This is a genomic window from Streptomyces sp. BF23-19 (assembly GCF_041106355.1).
In the GTDB taxonomy this organism is placed as follows: Bacteria; Actinomycetota; Actinomycetes; order Streptomycetales; family Streptomycetaceae; genus Streptomyces; species Streptomyces virginiae_A.
The window spans coordinates 80,061-98,272 of the sequence record NZ_JBGBPT010000005.1 but is presented as its reverse complement, the minus strand read 5'-3'; the positions used below and the strand labels follow the sequence as shown (position 1 = coordinate 98,272).

Sequence of the window (18,212 nt, the reverse complement as noted above, 5' to 3'; positions counted from 1 at the left end):
CGGTCCTGGCGAGGCGGGCGTCAGCGCGGTGTGAGGCGGGCCTGGTGGTACTGGATCCCGTGCCACCGGGCCTGGTCCGGGCGGGCGCCCCGGTCCAGGGTCCGGGTGCCCTCGGCGAGCGTCAGGGCGCGTCCGCAGGACAGGACGAGAGCGACGAACCAGGTGGTCCGGTCGGGCTCGACGGTCTCGTCGTAGTACCAGTCGGCGGTGACGCGGTCCTCTCCGGTGAGGAACGGGCGCTGCAGGAAGTCCTGGACGGGGAGCGGGAAATGGCCGAGCACCCCCTGGGCCTCCCGGTCCAGTTCCAGGCGTAGTACCGGAGCCCCCGGCAGGCCCGGGGCGGTGGCCCGCCCGTCCGCCGGGGGCCTCCCGTCGAAGGACCGGCTGTGCAGCGAGCCCGGCTCCACCCGGGTGCGCTGCCCGCGGAACTCCGGTACTCCGTCCCGCAGCACCTGGCCGACCCGGCACAGCCCGCGGTCCCCGACCACGAGAGCGGAGGGCCGGCCGTCGGAATCCGGCCCGGCCCACCAGGTCAGGCACCGGCCCGCCTTCTCCAGCAGCCGGGCCCGTACGTCCCCCGGGAGCAGCTCCCAGTACGCGTGCCGGGCCGGGATCTCGGGGTCCGTGGGGAGCGCGCCCGGCTCGTGGATCTGCGTCACCGCCCGCGTGAACTCGGGGTCCTCGCGGCGCCATGCGTCGATGTCCATATCCGCCCATTGTGCGGCAGACGAGAGAACCGCACCTGCTTTTCAGGTGAGTTGGGCGTCCGGACCCGCGTGCTCAGATGCCTACGGCCCCGTCGATCCGTTCGCGCAGGAGGTCGGCGTGCCCGTTGTGCCGCGCGTACTCCTCGACCATGTGGATCAGCACCCAGCGCAGCGACACCTTCCCACGCCACGCGTCGACGGCCTCGACGTCTCGTCATGGTGGCGATCATGAACGCCTGCCCCGAACGGCCGGTACCCGGGTCCTTCCGAATTCTTGCAACAGGTTCTACTCTGACCGCCGCCACCACAGCGCCCGGTAGGACCGTGAGACCCCGGAGGGGCCGTGCACCTCGAATACACGCCTGAGCAGCAGCAGTTGCGCACCGAACTGCGCGCCTACTTCGCCGAGCTCGTGCCGCAGGACGTCTACGCCCGCTACGAGGACCCGGCCGCCCAGAAGCGCTTCTACCGGGACACCATCCGCCGGCTCGGCGCCGACGGCTGGCTCGGGGTCGGCTGGCCCAAGGAGTACGGCGGCCGCGGGATGACCCCGATGGACCAGTTCATCTTCTTCGACGAGGCCGCACAAGCCGTCGTACCGCTGCCGCTGATGGCGCTCAACACGGTCGGGCCGACCATCATGCAGTTCGGCACCGAGGAGCAGAAGGCCTACTTCCTGCCGAAGATCCTCGCCGGGGAGATCGACTTCGCCATCGGCTACAGCGAACCCGACGCCGGCACCGACCTCGCGGCGCTCAAGTGCAAGGCCGTCCGCGAGGGCGACGAGGAGACCGGCACCTACGTCGTCGACGGACAGAAGATCTGGACGACCAACGGAGACACCGCCGACTGGGTCTGGCTCGCCGTACGCACCGACCCGGACGCCCCGGCCCACAAGGGCATCACCATGCTCCTGGTCCCGACCTCGGACCCCGGCTACTCCTGCACCCTGATCAACACCCTCGCCTCGCACGACACCACCGCCAGCTACTACGAGAACATCCGCGTTCCGGCGAGCCGCCGCGTCGGCCAGGAGAACAAGGGCTGGCGCCTGATCACCAATCAGCTCAACCACGAGCGCGTCACCCTCGCCGCCCACGGCACCATGGCCATCCGGGCGCTCCACGACGTCCAGCGCTGGGCCGCCGCGACGAAACTCGCCGACGGCCGCCGGGTCATCGACCTCTCCTGGGTCCGCGGCCGCCTCGCGCGCACCCACGCCCGGCTCGACGCGATGAAGCTGCTCAACTGGCAGATGGTGGGCGCGGTCCAAGCCGGCACCCTCACCCCGCAGGACGCCTCCGCGGTCAAGGTGTACGGCTCGGAGGCCCGCCGGGACGCGTACGCCTGGCTGATGGAGATCGTCGGCGCGGCCGGCTCCCTCAAGGACGGCTCGGCGGGCGCGGTCCTGCACGGCGAACTCGAACGCGGCTACCGCAGCGCCGTGATCTTCACCTTCGGCGGGGGCAACAACGAGATCCAGCGCGAGATCATCTCCTGGATCGGCCTCGGCATGCCCCGCGTTCGTCGCTGAGCCGTTGTGACGAGGCTTTTTCAGTTGGCACTTATCGACCGGAGACTCATGGGGTCCACTCGGCGGTGACGGCGGGTGGGTCCGGCACCCGGCCCTCCCGAGTGGTCTCGGGAGGGCGGGGCCCGTGTCATGCGCGGCGGATCGTCGCCGTTCTCACCAAGGGCTCCGCACCCTGACGCCGAGGGCCCGGACGCGGTCCTGGGCCTGCGGGTCGAGCTTCAGCAGCAGGTCCTCGCCGATGACTCCGTCGCGCCGCCAAATGGTGCAGAGGGTCTCCAGACCCGCTTCGGCGACCTCCGGCTCCGCGTCGGCCGAGGTCTGCACCAGGGCTTCGACGACCGGCCTGCCCTGCAGTCCCGCGACCGCCCGTGCCATCCGGGCCCGCTGCTCCGCGGGGACGGCCGGGTCGGCGAGCGAGCGCAGCAGGTCCGCCGTGTCGCGGGCGTCCTGGTAGGGCAGCACCCACACCAGGTACACGAGCTGCGCGCCGAGCACGATCAGGTACTGCAGTGGCACGAGCAGGGCCACGGGCAGCAGCAGGAGCAGGGGCAGCACGATCAGCCGGCTGCCCCGGATCCGCGAGGGACCACCGGTGGGCGGCTCGAACCGCCGACCGGCCAGCAGGACGAGTACGAACATGGTCACGACCGTCAGGAGCGGCACCCCGATCAGCCCCGCTCCCAGCCCCGCGCCGAACGACGCCCAGAAGGGATCGTCGCCCAGAACGGGCAGCACCAGGGCCGCGGCCACCCACCCGAGAGCGGCGGTCATGACGTAGCGCTGTAGGCAGACCCACAGCCATCTCCCCGTACTCATGAAAGCTCCCTCATCTCAGCAGCTCTTCGTCCAGGTGTCATCAACCCACGTCCAGTTGTCGACCGATCCGACCCACATGACCGGCTGCACGTCGTGCACGCTCACCAACACCGTCCGGGGGCGTCCGCGCAGACCGCGGTGGCGCTGCCCCGACTGATCAACCTTTGGGCTCTCGGTGGGCTCGATGCCATGCGTCCTCGAAGTCGTCACAGCCGATCTCCATGGCCACGTACCACGGATCATGAAGGTCGAACGGCGCGTTGAACGGCCAGTTCTCGACGCTCGTCTTGACCGCACCACCGTCGGGACCGATCTCAACCTGGCGCAACCGCCGTCCGTCCGGCCCGAGCTCCATCAAGAAGACCTCTCCGTCCTCGCACTCCGGCCAGCGCAAGTGGACGCGGTCTCGTCCTACCAGGACGGCGAATCCGGGCTGACCGCGCTGGGCATCCCTCTTCGCGCGGAAGCTGGACAGCGGATTCGGATCCGGAGCGTCGAGGTGGACCTCCTCCAAGCCCCAAGCCTCGGCCCGCTTCACGGCATCCGGGTTCGCGATCACCTCAACTTCGGCGCACGCGCTGACGATCTCCTCGGCAGAGCCCGCCCACACCCACCACCACCACAGACCTCCCATGCCGTAGTCATGAAGGACCAGATGGCGTGTCTTCCCGACCTCACCCAGTTGGCTCACAGCCCGTGATCCTACGTTGATCCACGACCGAGCCAGAGGTTCCCCCTGGCGGTCCTGTGACTCGGCTCGCATCTCTCGGATTGCGCAGAAGCCGGATGCACTTCGGATCCCGAGCCGGCCGTTCTCCCTCGACATGGCAACCGCACAGCTTCCACGGAGATGCCGGCTCTCGTCGCGATGTCGTGGACCGGGGCGTCCCGAGAACGGCGGGCTCTCGCGGTGTCAGCCACGCAATGAAGGTCCCACCTCGCTCGCCACATGCGGCAGAGGGCGGGCAGCGGCTCTTCTCACTCCGGCGACGACAATGCAGGTGCCCAGACAGTAGAAGAACGCCACGCCGGAGACGATCAGGCTGGCGAAGAGGGTGCCTGTGTTGGCATTCGGCACGGCGGCGGCAGCAAGAGCCATGGCCGCATTGCTGTTGCGCATGAACCGAAGTGGTTTGCTGGTGTAGACGTGTAGTGGCTCGCTGCCGTGGTGCTGGGCCCTGTCCCGGGAGAAGTCCACCAGCAGTCCGACGGACGCGACGAACGTGGCAAGCACGGTCCACATCGCGGTTCCCTGAAGGAGGAACAGCAGGCCCAAGGCGGTCACCGAGATCAGCATGCACAGTGCTCCGGTGCGCTGCACGTCGCCGAACTCCTGGTCGGTCGGACGGAATCCCAGGTCGACCTCGATGCGCGCCATGCCTTCGTCGTCGTCGTCGCCCGCCGTGCCCCCGGCGCGTTCCACGTCGAATCGCTGCAGGGCAGAGGTGGATCTTTCGCTGTGGACCGGTACGAGCGGGTCGCCCGACCGCTGCCGGAAACCGGCAGGTGCGAGGCCGTCGGGGGTGACGAACTCGAGTCGGTTCCGCACTTCTCGCGGGAGTGTCAGTGAGAGCGATACGGCGGCTCTGCCCCATCCGACACGGCGCGTGGTGCAGTCTTCCTGGAATGCGTACGTCACCTCGGAGGGCAGACCCGGATGGACGTCGAGCAGGGCCACCACCGGCATGTGGCGCATCAGGCCTCCGACGCGCCGGCGCAGGGGCTCGTCCACGTCCTGTGCCTCTCGGGTGCGGTCCAAGAGGGCGGTGAGCTCATCGGTGCCGCTGCGCCAGCCGAGAGTGCCCAGCCGGCGGGCCAGCTCGGCGCGCGTGGAGTTCCCGGTCGGCTCTTCGCCGGTGTCCAGGAGTCGGTGGACGCCACGCGCGACGGCTCGGACCATCTCGTTCGGTCCGAGCACCGTGACGGGGCGCGAACCGCGTTCGCTCAGGTGCAGGCCTTCCAGACGGTCTTCCCGGCTCCACGGCACGAGGTCCGCGAGGACCATGGTCCGTCCGGCACGGTCCTCCGTCGCCAGCTTCGTGGTGACCTGGTGCAAGGCGACGGTCGTGGAGTCCACCTCCACCCGCTGGGTGCGGGCCGTGATGGCCCGGGACGGCGCGGCGATGTCCTGCAGCAGACGTAGCTCGCCCCCGAGTACCGGCATTCCGCGCGGATCGACCGCGGCGGTGACACCCGGGGCTGCCAGGGCCGTCAGGGAGGTGACCGGTTCCGGCCGCTCCGTGTAGTACGTGACGAGGTCGCGTGCGAGCGACACGAGACGGGTGGCCGCCGGATCGAGGGGCACCGTATAGCGAGCGAGCAGATGGTCCAGTTCGACGATCGTGCCGTGCTCGACTTGCATCGGTGCGTTCAGAACCTCGGCCAATCCCTGGATGATCCCAGCCAGCAGCTTGTCGTCGGAGACCGGGGAGGCCTCAGCCACCACGGCCGCAGCCCGGCCGGCGGCCTCGGCGTACCCGGCGATCAGAGCACCGTGGGCGAATGCGGCGAGGCGCCCCGATGCGAGCTCGGGCCGTACGGCGCTCAGATGACGCAACTCGTGCACGTACCAAATGAGACGATCGGCGCGGAGGGGGTTCAGTGACTGGTGGTAGTAGGCCGCCGCGATTCTGTGGGCCTGGCGGTGCTCCGTCGGCCGGTCCGAGCGCATGCGCTCATAGAGGGCGTCCCGGAGGACGGGCCGGACCCCGTATTGCTGATCTTCATGGCTCGGGGTCTCGAACGTACCGAACGGAACTCGGTCCACAACGACGAAAGCCGACGCACACACCCTTTCGGCCTGCACACCGACGCCGAGATCCGCAGCGGTGTACGTCACGACGTCCGCCGTGAACCACTGGTGCACGGCCAGGGCTTCGAACAGCCGCGCCTCGTCAGCCGGAAGCCTGTCGATACGGGCCAAGGCCTGCTGGGCCACGGAATGCGTCATGCCGTCACCCCGCCCGGCCGTCGTCCGGACCACCCGGTGTATGTCCCGCGCCGGTCTCGGCCGACTCGATGTGGAGTTCGAAGAACTCGTCGAGCAACTCCGGGATGCCTCCATGAACCTGCTGGATCGCCGTGGCCTCGTCCTTGAGGCTGATGATCCCGAGCGATTCGATCCATTCCTGTACGGCCTGCACGTCGAACGGCGGCAACACCAGCGTGCGCACGGCGCTGGTGTACGGACGCGTCAGGCTCGGCAACTGCCGTCCGGCCACGAATACGCTGATCTCCCTCCTGGACAACAGGTTCGGTAACAGGCTCCGGCCCAGCCAGTCCCGCATGGGTTGCGCGCAGGCCTCGAAGCCATCGAGGCAGATGACCGGCCTGCGGGCGTCGGCAACCAGATTCCCCAGTAAGGCGTCGCTGAGCGAGGCGGTCTGCAGGGTGCGGTCTTGTGCCGCCGCAAGGAGCTGGAACGTACTGTTTCTGATCCGAACGTTGTCGAAGTCCACGTGCGTTTGCGCCGACTGCTCGGCGAACCTCGTCCGTGTGTTCTCGTAGCTCGGTACGTCGACCTGATTCCCACGTGCCTGCATGGCCAGGCTTTCGAGTACGTGATGCTCCGCGGGTATGCGAGGCAGGTCGAGGAAGTACGCGCCGTCCGCGGCGTGGCGCTCGTAGATCTCCCAGAGCAACGAAGATTTGCCGATGCCCCGGGGCCCCTCGAAGAAGAGCCCCTGCCGCTCCCTGTGCCCTGTGCCGTCCCGCTCCGTGTCCCTCGCCGTGAGGCGTGCCGCCGCTTCCAACTGGTCGGCACGGTCGATGTGCCTATGCCGGTCCGCTGATTCGCGCACCTGCTTCCCCCGCCCCCATGGTCCTTCTTGTGCTGTTCCGGTGGGCCAGGCCGTTCCTTCCGGAACGTGCCTGACCCGCGTCGCCCGGCAACGTCCGAAAGAGACGGCCTAGCCTGCGTGTTGGCCGGGTCCGGACGGTCCCGGGGGGAACGAAGGGCCGTCACCGGGCTCCTGCATGGCGCCCGTACCATCGGACACGATCTCCACCACGCTGTTCTTGAAGCGCGACCTCCTGAACGACGTCTTCGCCCCAATCATGATCCTGAACCATGACGACTTGGCTTTGACTTCATCCGTTTGAATCGTCTGGTCCGTCAGCGGCTTCGACTCCGGGGCGCCTTCAATACGCGCACCCATGCCCATTCCCCGGAGACTGGCGCTCCGGAGCGAACCTCGCCGTAGCCCGAAGACCACGAGCGCGACCAAGACCAGCACGATCACGCCGATGATCAGCAGCTGCGTAGGACTGAGATCGACCACCGATACCCCGCTCTCCTCGACCCGCTTCCCCTGCAGACCGTGAGAACCATCCCATGACAACACGCGGTCCAGGAGGCGTTGGGGACAACTACTCTCCGGTAGTTGCCGGTGGGTCGGACCGTTCCGTCACGTGCGTCATGCGGGTGCGACCGGGAGGCCCTGGTGGAGGGCCGGGGCCGCGATCATCAGAAGGCCGAGGCGGGTGCTGCTCGGCAGGAAGACGTGCCGGGCACTGCGGGCCGACGGCCCTTCGGCCAGGGACAACCGTGCGCCGCACCGCGACCTGGCCTGTGACTCTCTTTGGGGACGACTCCGTCGTTCGGCTCATCAAGGGCACCGACTCCCACGCCGAAAAGAACCAAGCGGAGTCGCCCCACCCTCGCCTTCCGGTACGCCTCCGCGCCCCAGGCCGCCCCGATGACGGCGTCCCGGTGCCCCAGCCGACAGGCCCGGAGGAGATCCCGCATGCGCGTGCCCCTGACCGCCGTCACCACCGCCGCGCTCCTGCTCGTCACGGTCACCGGCGCGACTCCCGCCGCAGCGGACCGGACCCCCGACGGCACACCACTGGTCAAGGTGTCCCAGGGCGACCCGTACGCGGAGTGCACCATCGGAGCGAGGTCCCCCGACAGCGTCGTCTACCCGGGCACCGAGGTGGAGCCGTACCTGTCCGTCGATCCGCGCGATCCCGAGCGCGTGGTCACCGTGTTCCAGCAGGACCGCTGGAACGACGGCGGCGCCCGGGGCCTGGCGGCGAGCTGGACCACCGACGGCCACACCTTCCACCGGAGCACACTGCCGTTCAGCCTGTGCGCCCCGGGCGGCGCGGACTTCGAACGTGCCTCCGACCCCTGGGTGAGCACCGGACCGGACGGCACCGTCTACGCGAGCGGCGAGGGCGTCGACTTCACCAAGAGCACGCGCACCGGCCTTCTGGCCGCCACGTCCCGCGACGGCGGCCGCACCTGGGAGAACCTCACCACCACGCACGTCGACGAGCAGCCGTTCTTCAACGACAAGCCCTCGCTCACCGCCGATCCGATCCGCGAGGGCACCGCCTACCAGGTCTGGAACCGCCTCGACAACGACCCGCCCGGCCCCAGCTCCCTCGACGGTCCGGGCTACATCTCCGTCACCCGCGACGGCGGCCGCACCTGGAGCGGGGCCCGGCCCTTCGTCGACACCAGCACCGTGCCCAACACCCAGACCATCGGCCATCTGATCGTCGTCGACCGGCACACCGGCACCCTGTACGACTTCTTCGACCGGATCACCTACTCCGAGGACCTGAGCACCGTCGTCGAGGCCCACTACGCGATGGTCACCTCGACCGACGCCGGAGAGACCTGGAGCGCCCCGGTCACCGTGGCCGAGGACACCTCCGTACCGGAGGTCGACCCGAACGACCCCACCAAGCCGCTGCGCGCCGCGGCCACCCTGCCCAGCCCGGCCGTCGACCCGAAGACGGGCACGCTCTACATGGCGTACGAGGGCTCGGACTTCTCCGGCGGCAGCTTCGATTCCGTCCAGCTGGTGCGCTCCACCGACGGCGGACGCACCTGGGGAGCCCCGGAGCTGATCAGCCCGCCGGGCGTGCCGGCCTTCTCCCCGTCGATCGCGGTCGACGAGCGCGGCACCGTCGCACTCACCTACTACGACCTGCGCTTCCTCGAGCCGGGCGACACGACTACCCTGCCCACCGCCTACCAGCTGGCCACCCTGCCGCACGGAGACCCGCGGCGACGTACCGAACGACAGATCTCGCGGATCTTCGACTGGCTGCAGGCACCGTTCGCCGGGGGCTACTTCCTCGGCGACTACCAAGGCCTGGTGGCCGACGGCAAGGGAGTACGGGCGGTACTCACCGAGACCCACTCCGACGCACCACAGAACCGTACGGACGTGTACACCGGCAGTCTCCGCACCCGCTGACCGACGCGGACGTGCTCAGTCCTGGGCGGTGTGCGCGACGAGTTCGACTTCGAAGCCGTCCGTGTTCTCCAGGTAGGCGGCGTAGTGCCGCGGGCCGCCGGCGTGGGGATGGCGGTCCGGGAACATCAGCTGCCAGCCGTGGCGGGTGGACTCCTCGGCCAGGCGGTCGACCGCCGCCGCGTCCTCCACGTGGAAGGCCAGGTGGTTCAGTCCCGGCCGGCAGCGGTCGTGCCGGTCGGCGGTGAGGGCCGGGGACTGTTCGACGACCAGGTACGTCGGCCCCAGCCGCCAGCTGCGGCCGTCGGCCCAGTGCTGGTAGGGGGTGTGTCCCAGGGCCTCCAGGAGCCAGCCGAGCGAGGCGATCGCGCGGTCGAGGTCCGGCACCCACAGCTCGATGTGATGCAGCGTGCCGCCGACCGGCCGGCTCACGTGTAGAGCTTCCGGGCGCGATCCAGATCGACGGGGCCGTCCTCGGGCCGGGGCAGCGGCAGGAAGTGTTCCAGCTGCCACTTCTGCGCGCTGCCGGCCTGCCGGTTGGTGGTGGTCACCCAGGGCGGATAGACCCGGAAGGCGCGCTTCCCGCCGGCGCCGTCCGTCGAGACGACCCCGTGCCGGCGGAGCGCGTCCAGGGGGAGGACGAACTGGCCGAAGTGCTCACCGTCGCGCGTACTGATGACGAAGAGGTCCACCGGGTCCGCGGCGTCGAACGGCTGGATCGGACCCTCCGGTGAACGCTTCCAGACGGTGACGAACTGGCCGACCTTCGTGGGGGTCGTCCTCGCCGCGCGGAACCGGACGGCGAGGCCGTCCACGGTGAAGGTGTGGGCGGCGTAGTCGGCGCTCTCCGCCTCCGGGACCGGCTGCGAGCAGGTGAATCCGCAGGGGTCGTAGACGAGCGCCTTCGCCGCGACGAGCTCCGCGTGGGCCGTGGTGGTGTCCGACCAGGGCCGGAGGCGAGGAGGGGATGAGGGTTCGTGGTGCGTCGTCATGCCCTCACCCTGTCATGACGCGGGCCCGGCCCCAGGGCCCGACCCCGCGGCCCAGCGGCCCGACCCCGCGGCCCAGCGGCCCGGTCCCGCGGCCCGCAGTCCGGAAGTCGGAGTCCGGAGGCCGGGGGTCCGGGGGTTCCCGGGGGCGAGGTCCGCGTGGCGATCACCGGCGCAGGACCCGAGAATGAGGGGCGGCCCGAGCCACGCCAGGCCGAAGCCGCGGTCCGCGCGGCCCGCGCGGTCAGAGGGTCTCCCCGCGAACCGTGGAGGGCCGATGCGTCCCTATCCGCCCATCGCCGAACACGGTCTGATCGGGGACCTCCAGACGTGCGCGCTGGTCTCCTCCGAGGGCGTGCTGAACTGGTTCTGCTCGCCCCGCTTCGACTCACCCTGCGTCTTCGCCGCTCTGCTCGACCACGACCGCGGCGGATACTTCGCCATCACCGCGGACACCCCCGCCGCCGAAGGCGGGACCGAGAGCGCCGGAGTCGTCACCCGCCAGCTCTACCTCGCCGACACAGCCGTCCTGATCACCCGGTTCCTCACGCGGGACGGCGTGGGGGAGGTGGTCGACTTCATGGCCGTCGACGATCCGCACACCGCCACCGACCGGCACCGGGTGGTACGGGTGCTGCGCGTGGTACGAGGTTCCGTGCGCTTCGCGCTGGAATGCCGGCCGCGCTTCGACTACGGGCGTGCCCCCCCACGCCCTCGTCCTGGACGGTGCGGCCGCGCGCTTCGAGGCGCCGGGCACCACCGCCCACCTGCACGCCGTCGGCCACATCACGCTGGAGGCCGACGGGAGCGACGTACGGGCCACGGTGACGCTGTCGGCCGGTGAACGCGGGAGATCGGGCCCACGGGCGAGCAGTTGGGCAACTTCCCGCAGGCCTTCACCCACCTCGCCCTGATCGTCGCGGCCCTCGCCCTCGACACGGAGCTCGACAAGGAGTGAGCGGGCCGACCGGGCGGCCCGGTCAGTCGAGGTCGATGTGGACGCTGGTGGACTTCACCCGGGCGACGGCCTGCACGCCGACCGCGAGACCGAGCTCCTCGACCGCCTCGCGGGTCAGCAGGGAGACCACGCGGTGCGGGCCGGCCTGGATCTCGATCTGGGCGGAGACCTCGCCGAGCGTCACCGCCGTCACGATCCCGGGCAGCGCGTTGCGCGCCGAGGTCGCGGACTCGCCGTCCCCCTCGGCCGACTCCTGGGCGAGCGCCACGCAGAAAGCGGCCAGATGCACGCCCTCGATCATCCGCTTGTTGCCCTCCCGCAGGATCGGGAAGCGGCCCGCGTCCGCCCAGCGGCGCGCGGTGTCGGTGCTGACGCGGAGGAGTTGGGCGGCCTCGCCGATCGTGTAGAGCTGCACGCCGCAACTCTATGCCGCCGACGTCCCTTCCGGCGCTCGGCAAGAGCCGGAAGGGACGGCCCGGCTCCCGAGGTCCCGCCGACCGCCGCCCCGGATCGGTAGGCTGGAGCCGCCGGGCGCCTGTGACGGGGAGGTACGCGATGGGGACCACCGTGACCGGACCGCGCCCCGGCGCCGACCCGGGGCTGTACGGCCCGTCGTCCGTCACCTGGCAGTGCCACGGCGACCCGATGATGTGGATCGCCGGGCTCCGCGCGCTCTACCTCCAGGCCCTCCACCCGCGCGCCGTCCGCGGGGTCATGGAGAACTCCGACTTCCGGCGGGACGCCTGGGGACGGCTGCTGCGCACCGCCGACTTCGTCGGCACCCTCACCTACGGCACCACCGAGGCCGCCGAGCGCGCTGGCCTCCGCGTCCGCACGATCCACCGCGGACTGTCCGCCACCGATCCGGACACCGGCGCACGCTTCCCGGTCGACGACCCCGAGCTGCTGCTGTGGATCCACTGCGCGCAGATCGACAGCTTCCTGCACGTCCTGCGCCGCTCCGGCGTCCGTCTCACCCCCGCCCAGGCCGACCGCTACGTCGACGAGAACCGGGTGAACGCCCGCCTCGTCGGACTCGACCCGGCCACGGTCCCCGCCGACACCGCCGGGCTCGCCGCGTACTTCGAGGCGATCCGCCCCGAACTCGCCGCCGGCCCCGACGCCCTCGCCGTCGACGACTTCCTGCGCGGCCCGCCCGTCCCTCCCCTTCTCGTGCGTGGCCGAAACCTGCTGTGGCCGCCGATCGCCGGCCTGGCGTACGGTTCCCTCCCGGGCTGGGCGCACCAGCTGTACGGGCGGCCCGCACCGGCCCCGCGCAGCATCACCCGGCGCCTGCGCCTCACCGGGCACGTACTGCGCAGCATTCCCGCAGGTCTACGCTGGCAGCTGCCTCCAGGTCACATCTTGAAAGCGATGCGTCGCATGGGCCCCGGGAGCCGCCCCTCGCCGTACACACTGCGTACATCAGCGGCCATACTGGACCGGCCGGGGAGGGCGTAGCACGAACACGGGGGCGGCTTTAAGACATGGCGGAGTCCAGACTGATCCAGGGCCGGTACCGGTCGCTCGATCTGATCGGGCGCGGCGGCATGGGCGAGGTATGGCGCGCCCGGGACGAATCGCTGGGCCGACAGGTCGCCGTGAAGTGTCTCAAACCGATCGGTGCCGAGCAGGACGCCCACTTCACCCAGGTGCTCCGCGAGCGGTTCCGGCGCGAGGCGCGCGTGGCCGCCTCCCTCCAGCACCGCGGGGTCACCGTCGTCCACGACTTCGGTGACGACAGCGCCGCCGGCGGTCCCCTGTACCTCGTCATGGAGCTCCTGGAGGGCCGCAACCTCAGTCAGCTCCTGGAGGACAACGACACCCGCCCGCTCCCCGTGGACGTCGTCGTCGACATCGCCGAGCAGATGGCCGCCGCCCTCGGCTACACCCATGACCAGGGCGTCGTGCACCGCGACCTGAAGCCCGCCAACATCATGCGGCTCACCGACGGCACCGTGAAGATCTGCGACTTCGGCATCGCCCGCCTCGCCCACGACATCGGCTTCACCGCCAAGCTCACCGGCGGCGGCATGGCCATGGGCACCCCGCACTACATGTCGCCCGAACAGATCGCGGGCGGCGAGGTCGACCACCGCAGCGACCTCTACTCCTTCGGCTGCGTCCTGTACGAGATCGCCACCGGCGCCCCGCCCTTCGACCTCGGCGACTCCTGGTCGGTGCTGGTCGGCCACCGCGACAACGCGCCCGTACCGCTGCGCGAGCACCGCCCCGAGCTGCCCGGCTACTTCGACGAGGTGGTCCTCGACCTGCTCGCCAAGCGCCCCGAGGACCGGCCGGGCGACGCCCGCCACGTGCACCGCCGGCTCGTCGAGGCACGGCTGGGACCGGGCGGGCTGCCCGGCGCCCAGGCCCCGCTCCCGCCCTGGGCCCGCGGTATGACCGCCGGACGCAAGGCCGGGATCGACGCCCGGCCCGCGAGCGGCGAATGGGCCGTGCTCACCGGAGCCTGGACGGCCGCGCGCCCCGCCGGCCTGCCGTCGGTGCCGCGCCCGCGCGGCGAGTACCCCCCGGTCCACCCCGGCACCACCACCATCGTCCGACCCGCGCCCGCCGAGGACCCGCGGCTCACCGCCGCGTACGGATTCCCGCGCCCCGCCGGCCCGCGCGGCAGCGGCCCCGACGCGCTCGCCGCCGGCCACGCGCGCGCGTACGCCCTCAGTCGCGAGGGTCGGCCCGCGGAGGCGCTCGCCGGGTACACGGCCGTCGCCGAGGGGCGCACGCGGGTCCTGGGCGCCGACCACGCCGACACCCTCGCGGCGCGCCAGGAGACGGCGTACGAGCTGGGTCGGCTGGGCCGCCACCAGGAGGCGCACGACGTCTACCGCGCGGTGCTCGTCGCCCGCGAGCGGACGATGGGCCCGCTCCACCCCGACACCCTGCGCTGCCGGCACAACCTGGCCTGCGCGCTGGGCGCCCTGGGTCGGTTCGCGGACGCCCACGCCACCGCCGCCGAGGTCGCCGCCGACCGGGCGGCCGTCCTGGGCGCCGAGCACGTGGACACCCTGCTGACCCGGTACGAGGCGGCGTACGCGCTCGGCCGCCTGGACCGTTGGCAGGAAGCCCTGGTCGCCTTCCACGAGGTCGCCCTCGTACGGGAACGGGTGCTCGGCCGCGACCACCCCGACACCCTGGCCGCCCGCTACGAGATCGGCATCGCGCTCGGCCGCACCGGGAAGAGCGCCCTGGCCCTCGACCTGTTCCGGGCCCTGGTCCGCGACCGCACCCGCGCCTACGGGGTCACCGACCCCGAGACGCTGCGCGCCCGGCACGTCCTCGGGGTCAACCTGGGCCGTCTGGACCGTTGGGCGGAGGCAGTGGCCGAGGCCCGTCAGGTGGGCGCCCTGCGGGCCGAGGTGCTCGGTCCCGAGCACCCGGACACCCTGGTCAGCCGCCGGGAACTGGCCGGAGGCCTGGGCCGGCTGGGCCGCTGGGACGAGGCGCTGCCCATCTACCGAGACCTCTCCGGAATCCGTGAACGGTCCCTCGGCGACGAACATCCCGACACGGTCCTGGCCCACGCCGACGAGGCACACTGTCTGGAGCGGCTCGGCCAGGTGTGCTACCAAGAGCCATGACGACCTTCGGGCGGGACGTGTACGACGACGTGATCGTGGGCGGTGGGCACAACGGCCTGGTGGCCGCCGCGTACCTGGCCCGGGCCGGCCGCTCGGTGCTGGTCCTGGAACGGCTCGGGAACACGGGCGGGGCGGCGATCTCCAGCCGCCCCTTCGTGGGCGTCGACGCCAGACTCTCGCGCTACTCCTACCTCGTCTCCCTCCTCCCGTCGAAGATCGTGCGCGACCTCGACCTGCGGTTCGCGGTACGCCGCCGGACGATCTCCTCGTACACGCCCACCGAGCGCGGCGGGCGGCCCGGCGGACTGCTCGTCGGCGGCGGCGAGCAGCGCACCCGGGAGTCCTTCGCGCGACTGACCGGCTCGGAGCGGGAGTACGAGAACTGGCGCGCCTTCTACGGGACCACCGGGCGGGTCGCCCAGAAGGTGTTCCCGACCTTGACGGAGCCGCTGCCCACGCGGGCGGAGCTGCGGGCCCGGATCGACGACGAGGCCGCCTGGCGGATGCTCTTCGAGGAACCCCTCGGGCAGGCCGTGGAACGTAACTTCGCCGACGACCTGGTCCGCGGGGTGGTCCTCACGGACGGGCTGATCGGCACCTTCGCGGACGCGCACGACCCCTCCCTCGCGCAGAACCGCTGCTTCCTGTACCACGTCATCGGCGGCGGCACCGGCGACTGGGACGTGCCCGTCGGCGGCATGGGCGCGCTGACGGACGCCCTCGCGGCGGCGGCCCGGGCGGCCGGAGCCGAGATCGCGACCGGCCACGAGGTGCTGCGGATCGACACGGACGGGGTCGCCCCGGCCGAGGTGGTGTTCCGCACGGCGGCCGGGGAGGGCCGGGTCGTCGGCCGTACGGTCCTGGTGAACGCCTCGCCGAGGGCCCTGTCCGAACTCCTCGGCGAGACCCCGGCCGCGGGCGCGGCCGCGGCCCCGGAGGGCGCCCAGCTCAAGGTCAACATGCTGCTGCGCCGACTGCCCCGGCTCCGGGACACCTCGGTGGACCCGAGCGAGGCATTCGGCGGCACGTTCCACATCGCCGAGGGCTACGCCGAGCTCGCCCGGGCCTACGCGGAGGCCGCCTCCGGCGAACTGCCCTCCGTACCGCCCTCGGAGATCTACTGCCACTCGCTGACCGACCCGACGATCCTCGGCCCGGAACTGGTGGAGCAGGGCTACCAGACCCTCACCCTCTTCGGCCTGCACGCCCCGGCCCGGCTCTTCGGACACGACAACCAGCAGGCCCGCGAGGTGCTCCTGACGGCCACCCTCGCGCAGCTCGACGCGCACCTCGCCGAACCGCTCACCGACTGCCTCGCCTTCGACGCGGACGGCCGCCCGTGCATCGAGGCGAAGACCCCGCTGGACCTGGAACGCGAACTACGGCTGCCCGGCGGCCACATCTTCCACCGCGACCTGTCCTGGCCCTACGCCGACCCGGGCGGCCGGTGGGGCGTGGAGACCGCCCACCGCAACGTACTGCTGTGCGGGGCGGGCGCGGTCCGCGGCGGCGGCGTCAGCGGGGTCCCCGGGCACAACGCGGCGATGGCGGTACTCGGGCACTAGTGCTGTGGCCGGAAAGGTTTGCCCGGTGGATCTTTCCGGTCACAGCACTAGGTCGTCTCTTTCGGATCTTGTCGGTCAGGTTCGCGTCGTCCGGTGCCGTGCCGGGCGGCGCGGACCCGGCAAGATCCGAAAGAGACGGCCTAGGCCGGGTTGCTCAGCTCCACGGCCGCAGGGCGCTCCAGGTGCCACCGGTCGCCGCGAAGACCAGGTCCGAACCCTCGAAGACCTCCCGCGCGTTCTGCGGGGACGAGCGGCCGAAGCGTTCGGCACACAGATCCACCCGCATGAGCCCGTCGAAATGGGTGAACATCGGGGGATCGTAGAGGACCCAGGAGAAGTGCCGGCTCTCGTCGATCCGCAGGTGCCGTACGCCCGTCAGGTCCAGGCACACCGGCTCCCACCGGAGGTCCTCCGCCACGACCCGGGCATCGATCACGATCCGGGCGACGCGCCCCCGCGTCCGCGGACCGAATTCCTGATCGAGGACGACGCGGCGGACACAGGCGTCACCGAACGCGTAGCGGGCCAGCAGAGCCGCGATCCCGTCCGCGTCCAACGCGTACGGCCCATGGCTCCGCTCCGGTACCGGCGGTACGAGATCCACTGCGCTGCCCCCTTCGTCGACCCGGCCATCGTAGAAGCCGCCACCGCGCGGCCACGACCCGGCCCGAAGGCGGCCGCCGCGGTGCGAGTTCGCTCGGCCGGACGGGTGGATCGTGCGTACCGCGTCCGCCCGCCGGGCCCCCGGGACGGCGGCGATTTTGCAGGCTGTCCGTTGCCGGTCCCCTCCGAGGCCAATCGGCCCGGGGAGGGCAGTCAGCCGAGGGAAGGAACCGCCGCGTGTCCGCCGCACTCTCCGACGACCTGAAGAAGCTCATCGACGACAGCCCGGTCTTCGCGACCGTGGCCACGATCCAGCCGGACGGCAGCCCGCAGCTGTCGATCACCTGGCTCACCCGGGACGGCGACGACTTGCTGGTCTCCACGACGGTCGGCCGCCGCAAGGAGAAGAACCTGCGCGCGGACCCGCGGGTCACCGTCATGATCAACCCGGCGGACGCGCCCTACTCCTACGCCGAGGTCCGCGGCACGGCCCACCTGACCACGGAGGGTGGGCAGGAGCTGATCGACGCGCTGTCGCGCAAGTACACGGGCAAGGCCTACGCCGACTTCAACCCGGCGTCGAAGGAGGACGCCCAGCGCGTCGTCGTGCGCGTCACCCCGCGCAAGGTCGTCGGCTCGATCTGACGCGTCCCGGCCGGGCCGACGGGAGGAGGACTCCCGTGGGCCCGTTCCCGCGGTGCGCGCTCCGGCCCGTCCACGCGCCTTCGGGCACGTGCCGGGCCGTCGTGGTCATCCGGTGGGTTCGATGACGACGATCGGGATCTCGCGGTCCGTCTTGGTCTGGTACTCGTCGTACGCGGGCCAGTGCCCGACCATCACCGGCCAGTACGCGGCGCGTTCCTCGGGGGTGGCGGTACGGGCCGTCCCCTGCATGATCTTCGTGCCGACCTGGATGCGGACCGTGGGGTGCTCGGAGAGGTTCCGGTACCAGAGCGGGTGCGCGGGGTCGCCGCCCTTGGACGCGACGACCAGGTAACCGCCGTCGGCCTCGCCGTAGATGAGCGGGGTCCGCACGGGCTTGCCGGACACCCGGCCCAGGGTGGTGAGCAGGAGGGTCTGGGTGCCGTTCCAGTACTGCCCCTCCGAGCCGCCCGAGCCCGCGTAGAGCTTGACGTGGTCCAGCTGCCAGGTTCCCTCCCTGGGATCGGTCGGGTGGTCCCAGTCGATGTCGGTCGTCATGTGCCTGCGCCTGCCTTCGCGTCGAAACAGTC

At 71.2% G+C, this 18,212-nt stretch carries 17 protein-coding genes and 2 pseudogenes; 7 read left to right on the top strand and 12 right to left on the bottom strand.

Features of this window, described 5'->3' with window-relative positions:
* Positions 1 to 20: 20 nt before the first annotated feature.
* Together AB8A24_RS04740 and AB8A24_RS04735 are read right to left on the bottom strand one after the other, a co-directional pair.
* Positions 21 to 707 carry a hypothetical protein gene (locus AB8A24_RS04740; RefSeq protein ID WP_328964616.1) on the bottom strand — a complete coding sequence of 229 codons (687 nt, stop codon included), beginning with the start codon at positions 705 to 707 and terminating at the stop codon, positions 21 to 23.
* Between the two features lie 73 nt (positions 708 to 780).
* A pseudogene (locus AB8A24_RS04735) lies at positions 781 to 903 on the bottom strand (DUF664 domain-containing protein); the annotation flags it as partial.
* 147 nt (positions 904 to 1,050) lie between these two features.
* Here AB8A24_RS04735 and AB8A24_RS04730 point away from each other — a divergent pair.
* On the top strand, positions 1,051 to 2,241 hold the full coding sequence (locus AB8A24_RS04730) for an acyl-CoA dehydrogenase family protein (RefSeq protein WP_109781959.1): 1,191 nt from the start codon (positions 1,051 to 1,053) through the stop codon (positions 2,239 to 2,241).
* Between the two features lie 153 nt (positions 2,242 to 2,394).
* Here the strand turns inward: AB8A24_RS04730 and AB8A24_RS04725 are convergent, their stop codons facing one another.
* The 5 genes from AB8A24_RS04725 to AB8A24_RS04705 form a co-directional block, all read right to left on the bottom strand.
* Positions 2,395 to 3,057 (bottom strand): hypothetical protein, encoded by a 663-nt coding sequence (locus AB8A24_RS04725; protein ID WP_369474831.1) that lies wholly within the window; start codon positions 3,055 to 3,057, stop codon positions 2,395 to 2,397.
* Positions 3,058 to 3,214: 157 nt separating this feature from the next.
* Positions 3,215 to 3,748 (bottom strand): hypothetical protein, encoded by a 534-nt coding sequence (locus AB8A24_RS04720; RefSeq protein WP_369474830.1) that lies wholly within the window; start codon positions 3,746 to 3,748, stop codon positions 3,215 to 3,217.
* A 222-nt stretch (positions 3,749 to 3,970) separates the two neighbouring features.
* Positions 3,971 to 5,995 (bottom strand): hypothetical protein, encoded by a 2,025-nt coding sequence (locus AB8A24_RS04715; RefSeq protein WP_369474828.1) that lies wholly within the window; start codon positions 5,993 to 5,995, stop codon positions 3,971 to 3,973.
* Between the two features lie 16 nt (positions 5,996 to 6,011).
* Positions 6,012 to 6,857, bottom strand: coding sequence for a hypothetical protein (locus AB8A24_RS04710; RefSeq protein ID WP_369474826.1), 846 nt, complete (start codon positions 6,855 to 6,857; stop codon positions 6,012 to 6,014).
* A 108-nt stretch (positions 6,858 to 6,965) separates the two neighbouring features.
* Positions 6,966 to 7,337, bottom strand: coding sequence for a hypothetical protein (locus AB8A24_RS04705; protein ID WP_369474824.1), 372 nt, complete (start codon positions 7,335 to 7,337; stop codon positions 6,966 to 6,968).
* Between the two features lie 465 nt (positions 7,338 to 7,802).
* Between AB8A24_RS04705 and AB8A24_RS04700 the strand changes: the two genes are divergently transcribed.
* Positions 7,803 to 9,269, top strand: coding sequence for a sialidase family protein (locus tag AB8A24_RS04700; RefSeq protein WP_369474822.1), 1,467 nt, complete (start codon positions 7,803 to 7,805; stop codon positions 9,267 to 9,269).
* Between the two features lie 15 nt (positions 9,270 to 9,284).
* Here the strand turns inward: AB8A24_RS04700 and AB8A24_RS04695 are convergent, their stop codons facing one another.
* A complete protein-coding gene (locus tag AB8A24_RS04695; protein WP_369474820.1) occupies positions 9,285 to 9,698 on the bottom strand; it encodes a VOC family protein in 414 nt (137 codons plus the stop codon).
* Positions 9,695 to 10,258 (bottom strand): MepB family protein, encoded by a 564-nt coding sequence (locus AB8A24_RS04690; RefSeq protein ID WP_369474819.1) that lies wholly within the window; start codon positions 10,256 to 10,258, stop codon positions 9,695 to 9,697. The genes AB8A24_RS04695 and AB8A24_RS04690 overlap by 4 nt, the downstream gene beginning before the upstream one ends.
* Before the next feature lie 274 nt (positions 10,259 to 10,532).
* Here AB8A24_RS04690 and AB8A24_RS04685 point away from each other — a divergent pair.
* A pseudogene (locus AB8A24_RS04685) lies at positions 10,533 to 11,004 on the top strand (trehalase-like domain-containing protein); the annotation flags it as partial.
* Positions 11,005 to 11,235: 231 nt separating this feature from the next.
* On the opposite strand, the gene AB8A24_RS04680 reads toward AB8A24_RS04685, so the two are convergent.
* The gene (locus AB8A24_RS04680; protein WP_328964625.1) at positions 11,236 to 11,628 is read right to left on the bottom strand and encodes a TOBE domain-containing protein; all 393 of its coding nucleotides are present in this window, start codon (positions 11,626 to 11,628) and stop codon (positions 11,236 to 11,238) included.
* 140 nt (positions 11,629 to 11,768) lie between these two features.
* On the opposite strand from AB8A24_RS04680, the gene AB8A24_RS04675 reads away from it, so the two are divergent.
* Genes AB8A24_RS04675 through AB8A24_RS04665 form a run of 3 tightly spaced genes read left to right on the top strand, consistent with a single transcriptional unit; the run spans position 11,769 to position 16,377 of the window.
* Entirely contained in the window at positions 11,769 to 12,674 is a 906-nt protein-coding gene (locus tag AB8A24_RS04675) for an oxygenase MpaB family protein (RefSeq protein ID WP_369474818.1), read from the top strand.
* 26 nt (positions 12,675 to 12,700) lie between these two features.
* On the top strand, positions 12,701 to 14,812 hold the full coding sequence (locus AB8A24_RS04670) for a serine/threonine-protein kinase (RefSeq protein ID WP_328964627.1): 2,112 nt from the start codon (positions 12,701 to 12,703) through the stop codon (positions 14,810 to 14,812).
* Positions 14,809 to 16,377 carry an NAD(P)/FAD-dependent oxidoreductase gene (locus tag AB8A24_RS04665; RefSeq protein WP_328964628.1) on the top strand — a complete coding sequence of 523 codons (1,569 nt, stop codon included), beginning with the start codon at positions 14,809 to 14,811 and terminating at the stop codon, positions 16,375 to 16,377. Before AB8A24_RS04670 ends, AB8A24_RS04665 begins: the two co-directional genes overlap by 4 nt.
* Before the next feature lie 154 nt (positions 16,378 to 16,531).
* Here the strand turns inward: AB8A24_RS04665 and AB8A24_RS04660 are convergent, their stop codons facing one another.
* The gene (locus AB8A24_RS04660) at positions 16,532 to 16,981 is read right to left on the bottom strand and encodes a hypothetical protein (protein WP_328964629.1); all 450 of its coding nucleotides are present in this window, start codon (positions 16,979 to 16,981) and stop codon (positions 16,532 to 16,534) included.
* A 236-nt stretch (positions 16,982 to 17,217) separates the two neighbouring features.
* On the opposite strand from AB8A24_RS04660, the gene AB8A24_RS04655 reads away from it, so the two are divergent.
* Positions 17,218 to 17,625, top strand: coding sequence for a PPOX class F420-dependent oxidoreductase (locus AB8A24_RS04655; RefSeq protein ID WP_033213962.1), 408 nt, complete (start codon positions 17,218 to 17,220; stop codon positions 17,623 to 17,625).
* Positions 17,626 to 17,730: 105 nt separating this feature from the next.
* On the opposite strand, the gene AB8A24_RS04650 is transcribed toward AB8A24_RS04655, so the two are convergent.
* Positions 17,731 to 18,180, bottom strand: a complete 450-nt coding sequence (locus tag AB8A24_RS04650) for a nitroreductase family deazaflavin-dependent oxidoreductase (protein WP_266387751.1) — start codon at positions 18,178 to 18,180, stop codon at positions 17,731 to 17,733.
* Between the last annotated feature and the right edge of the window lie 32 nt (positions 18,181 to 18,212).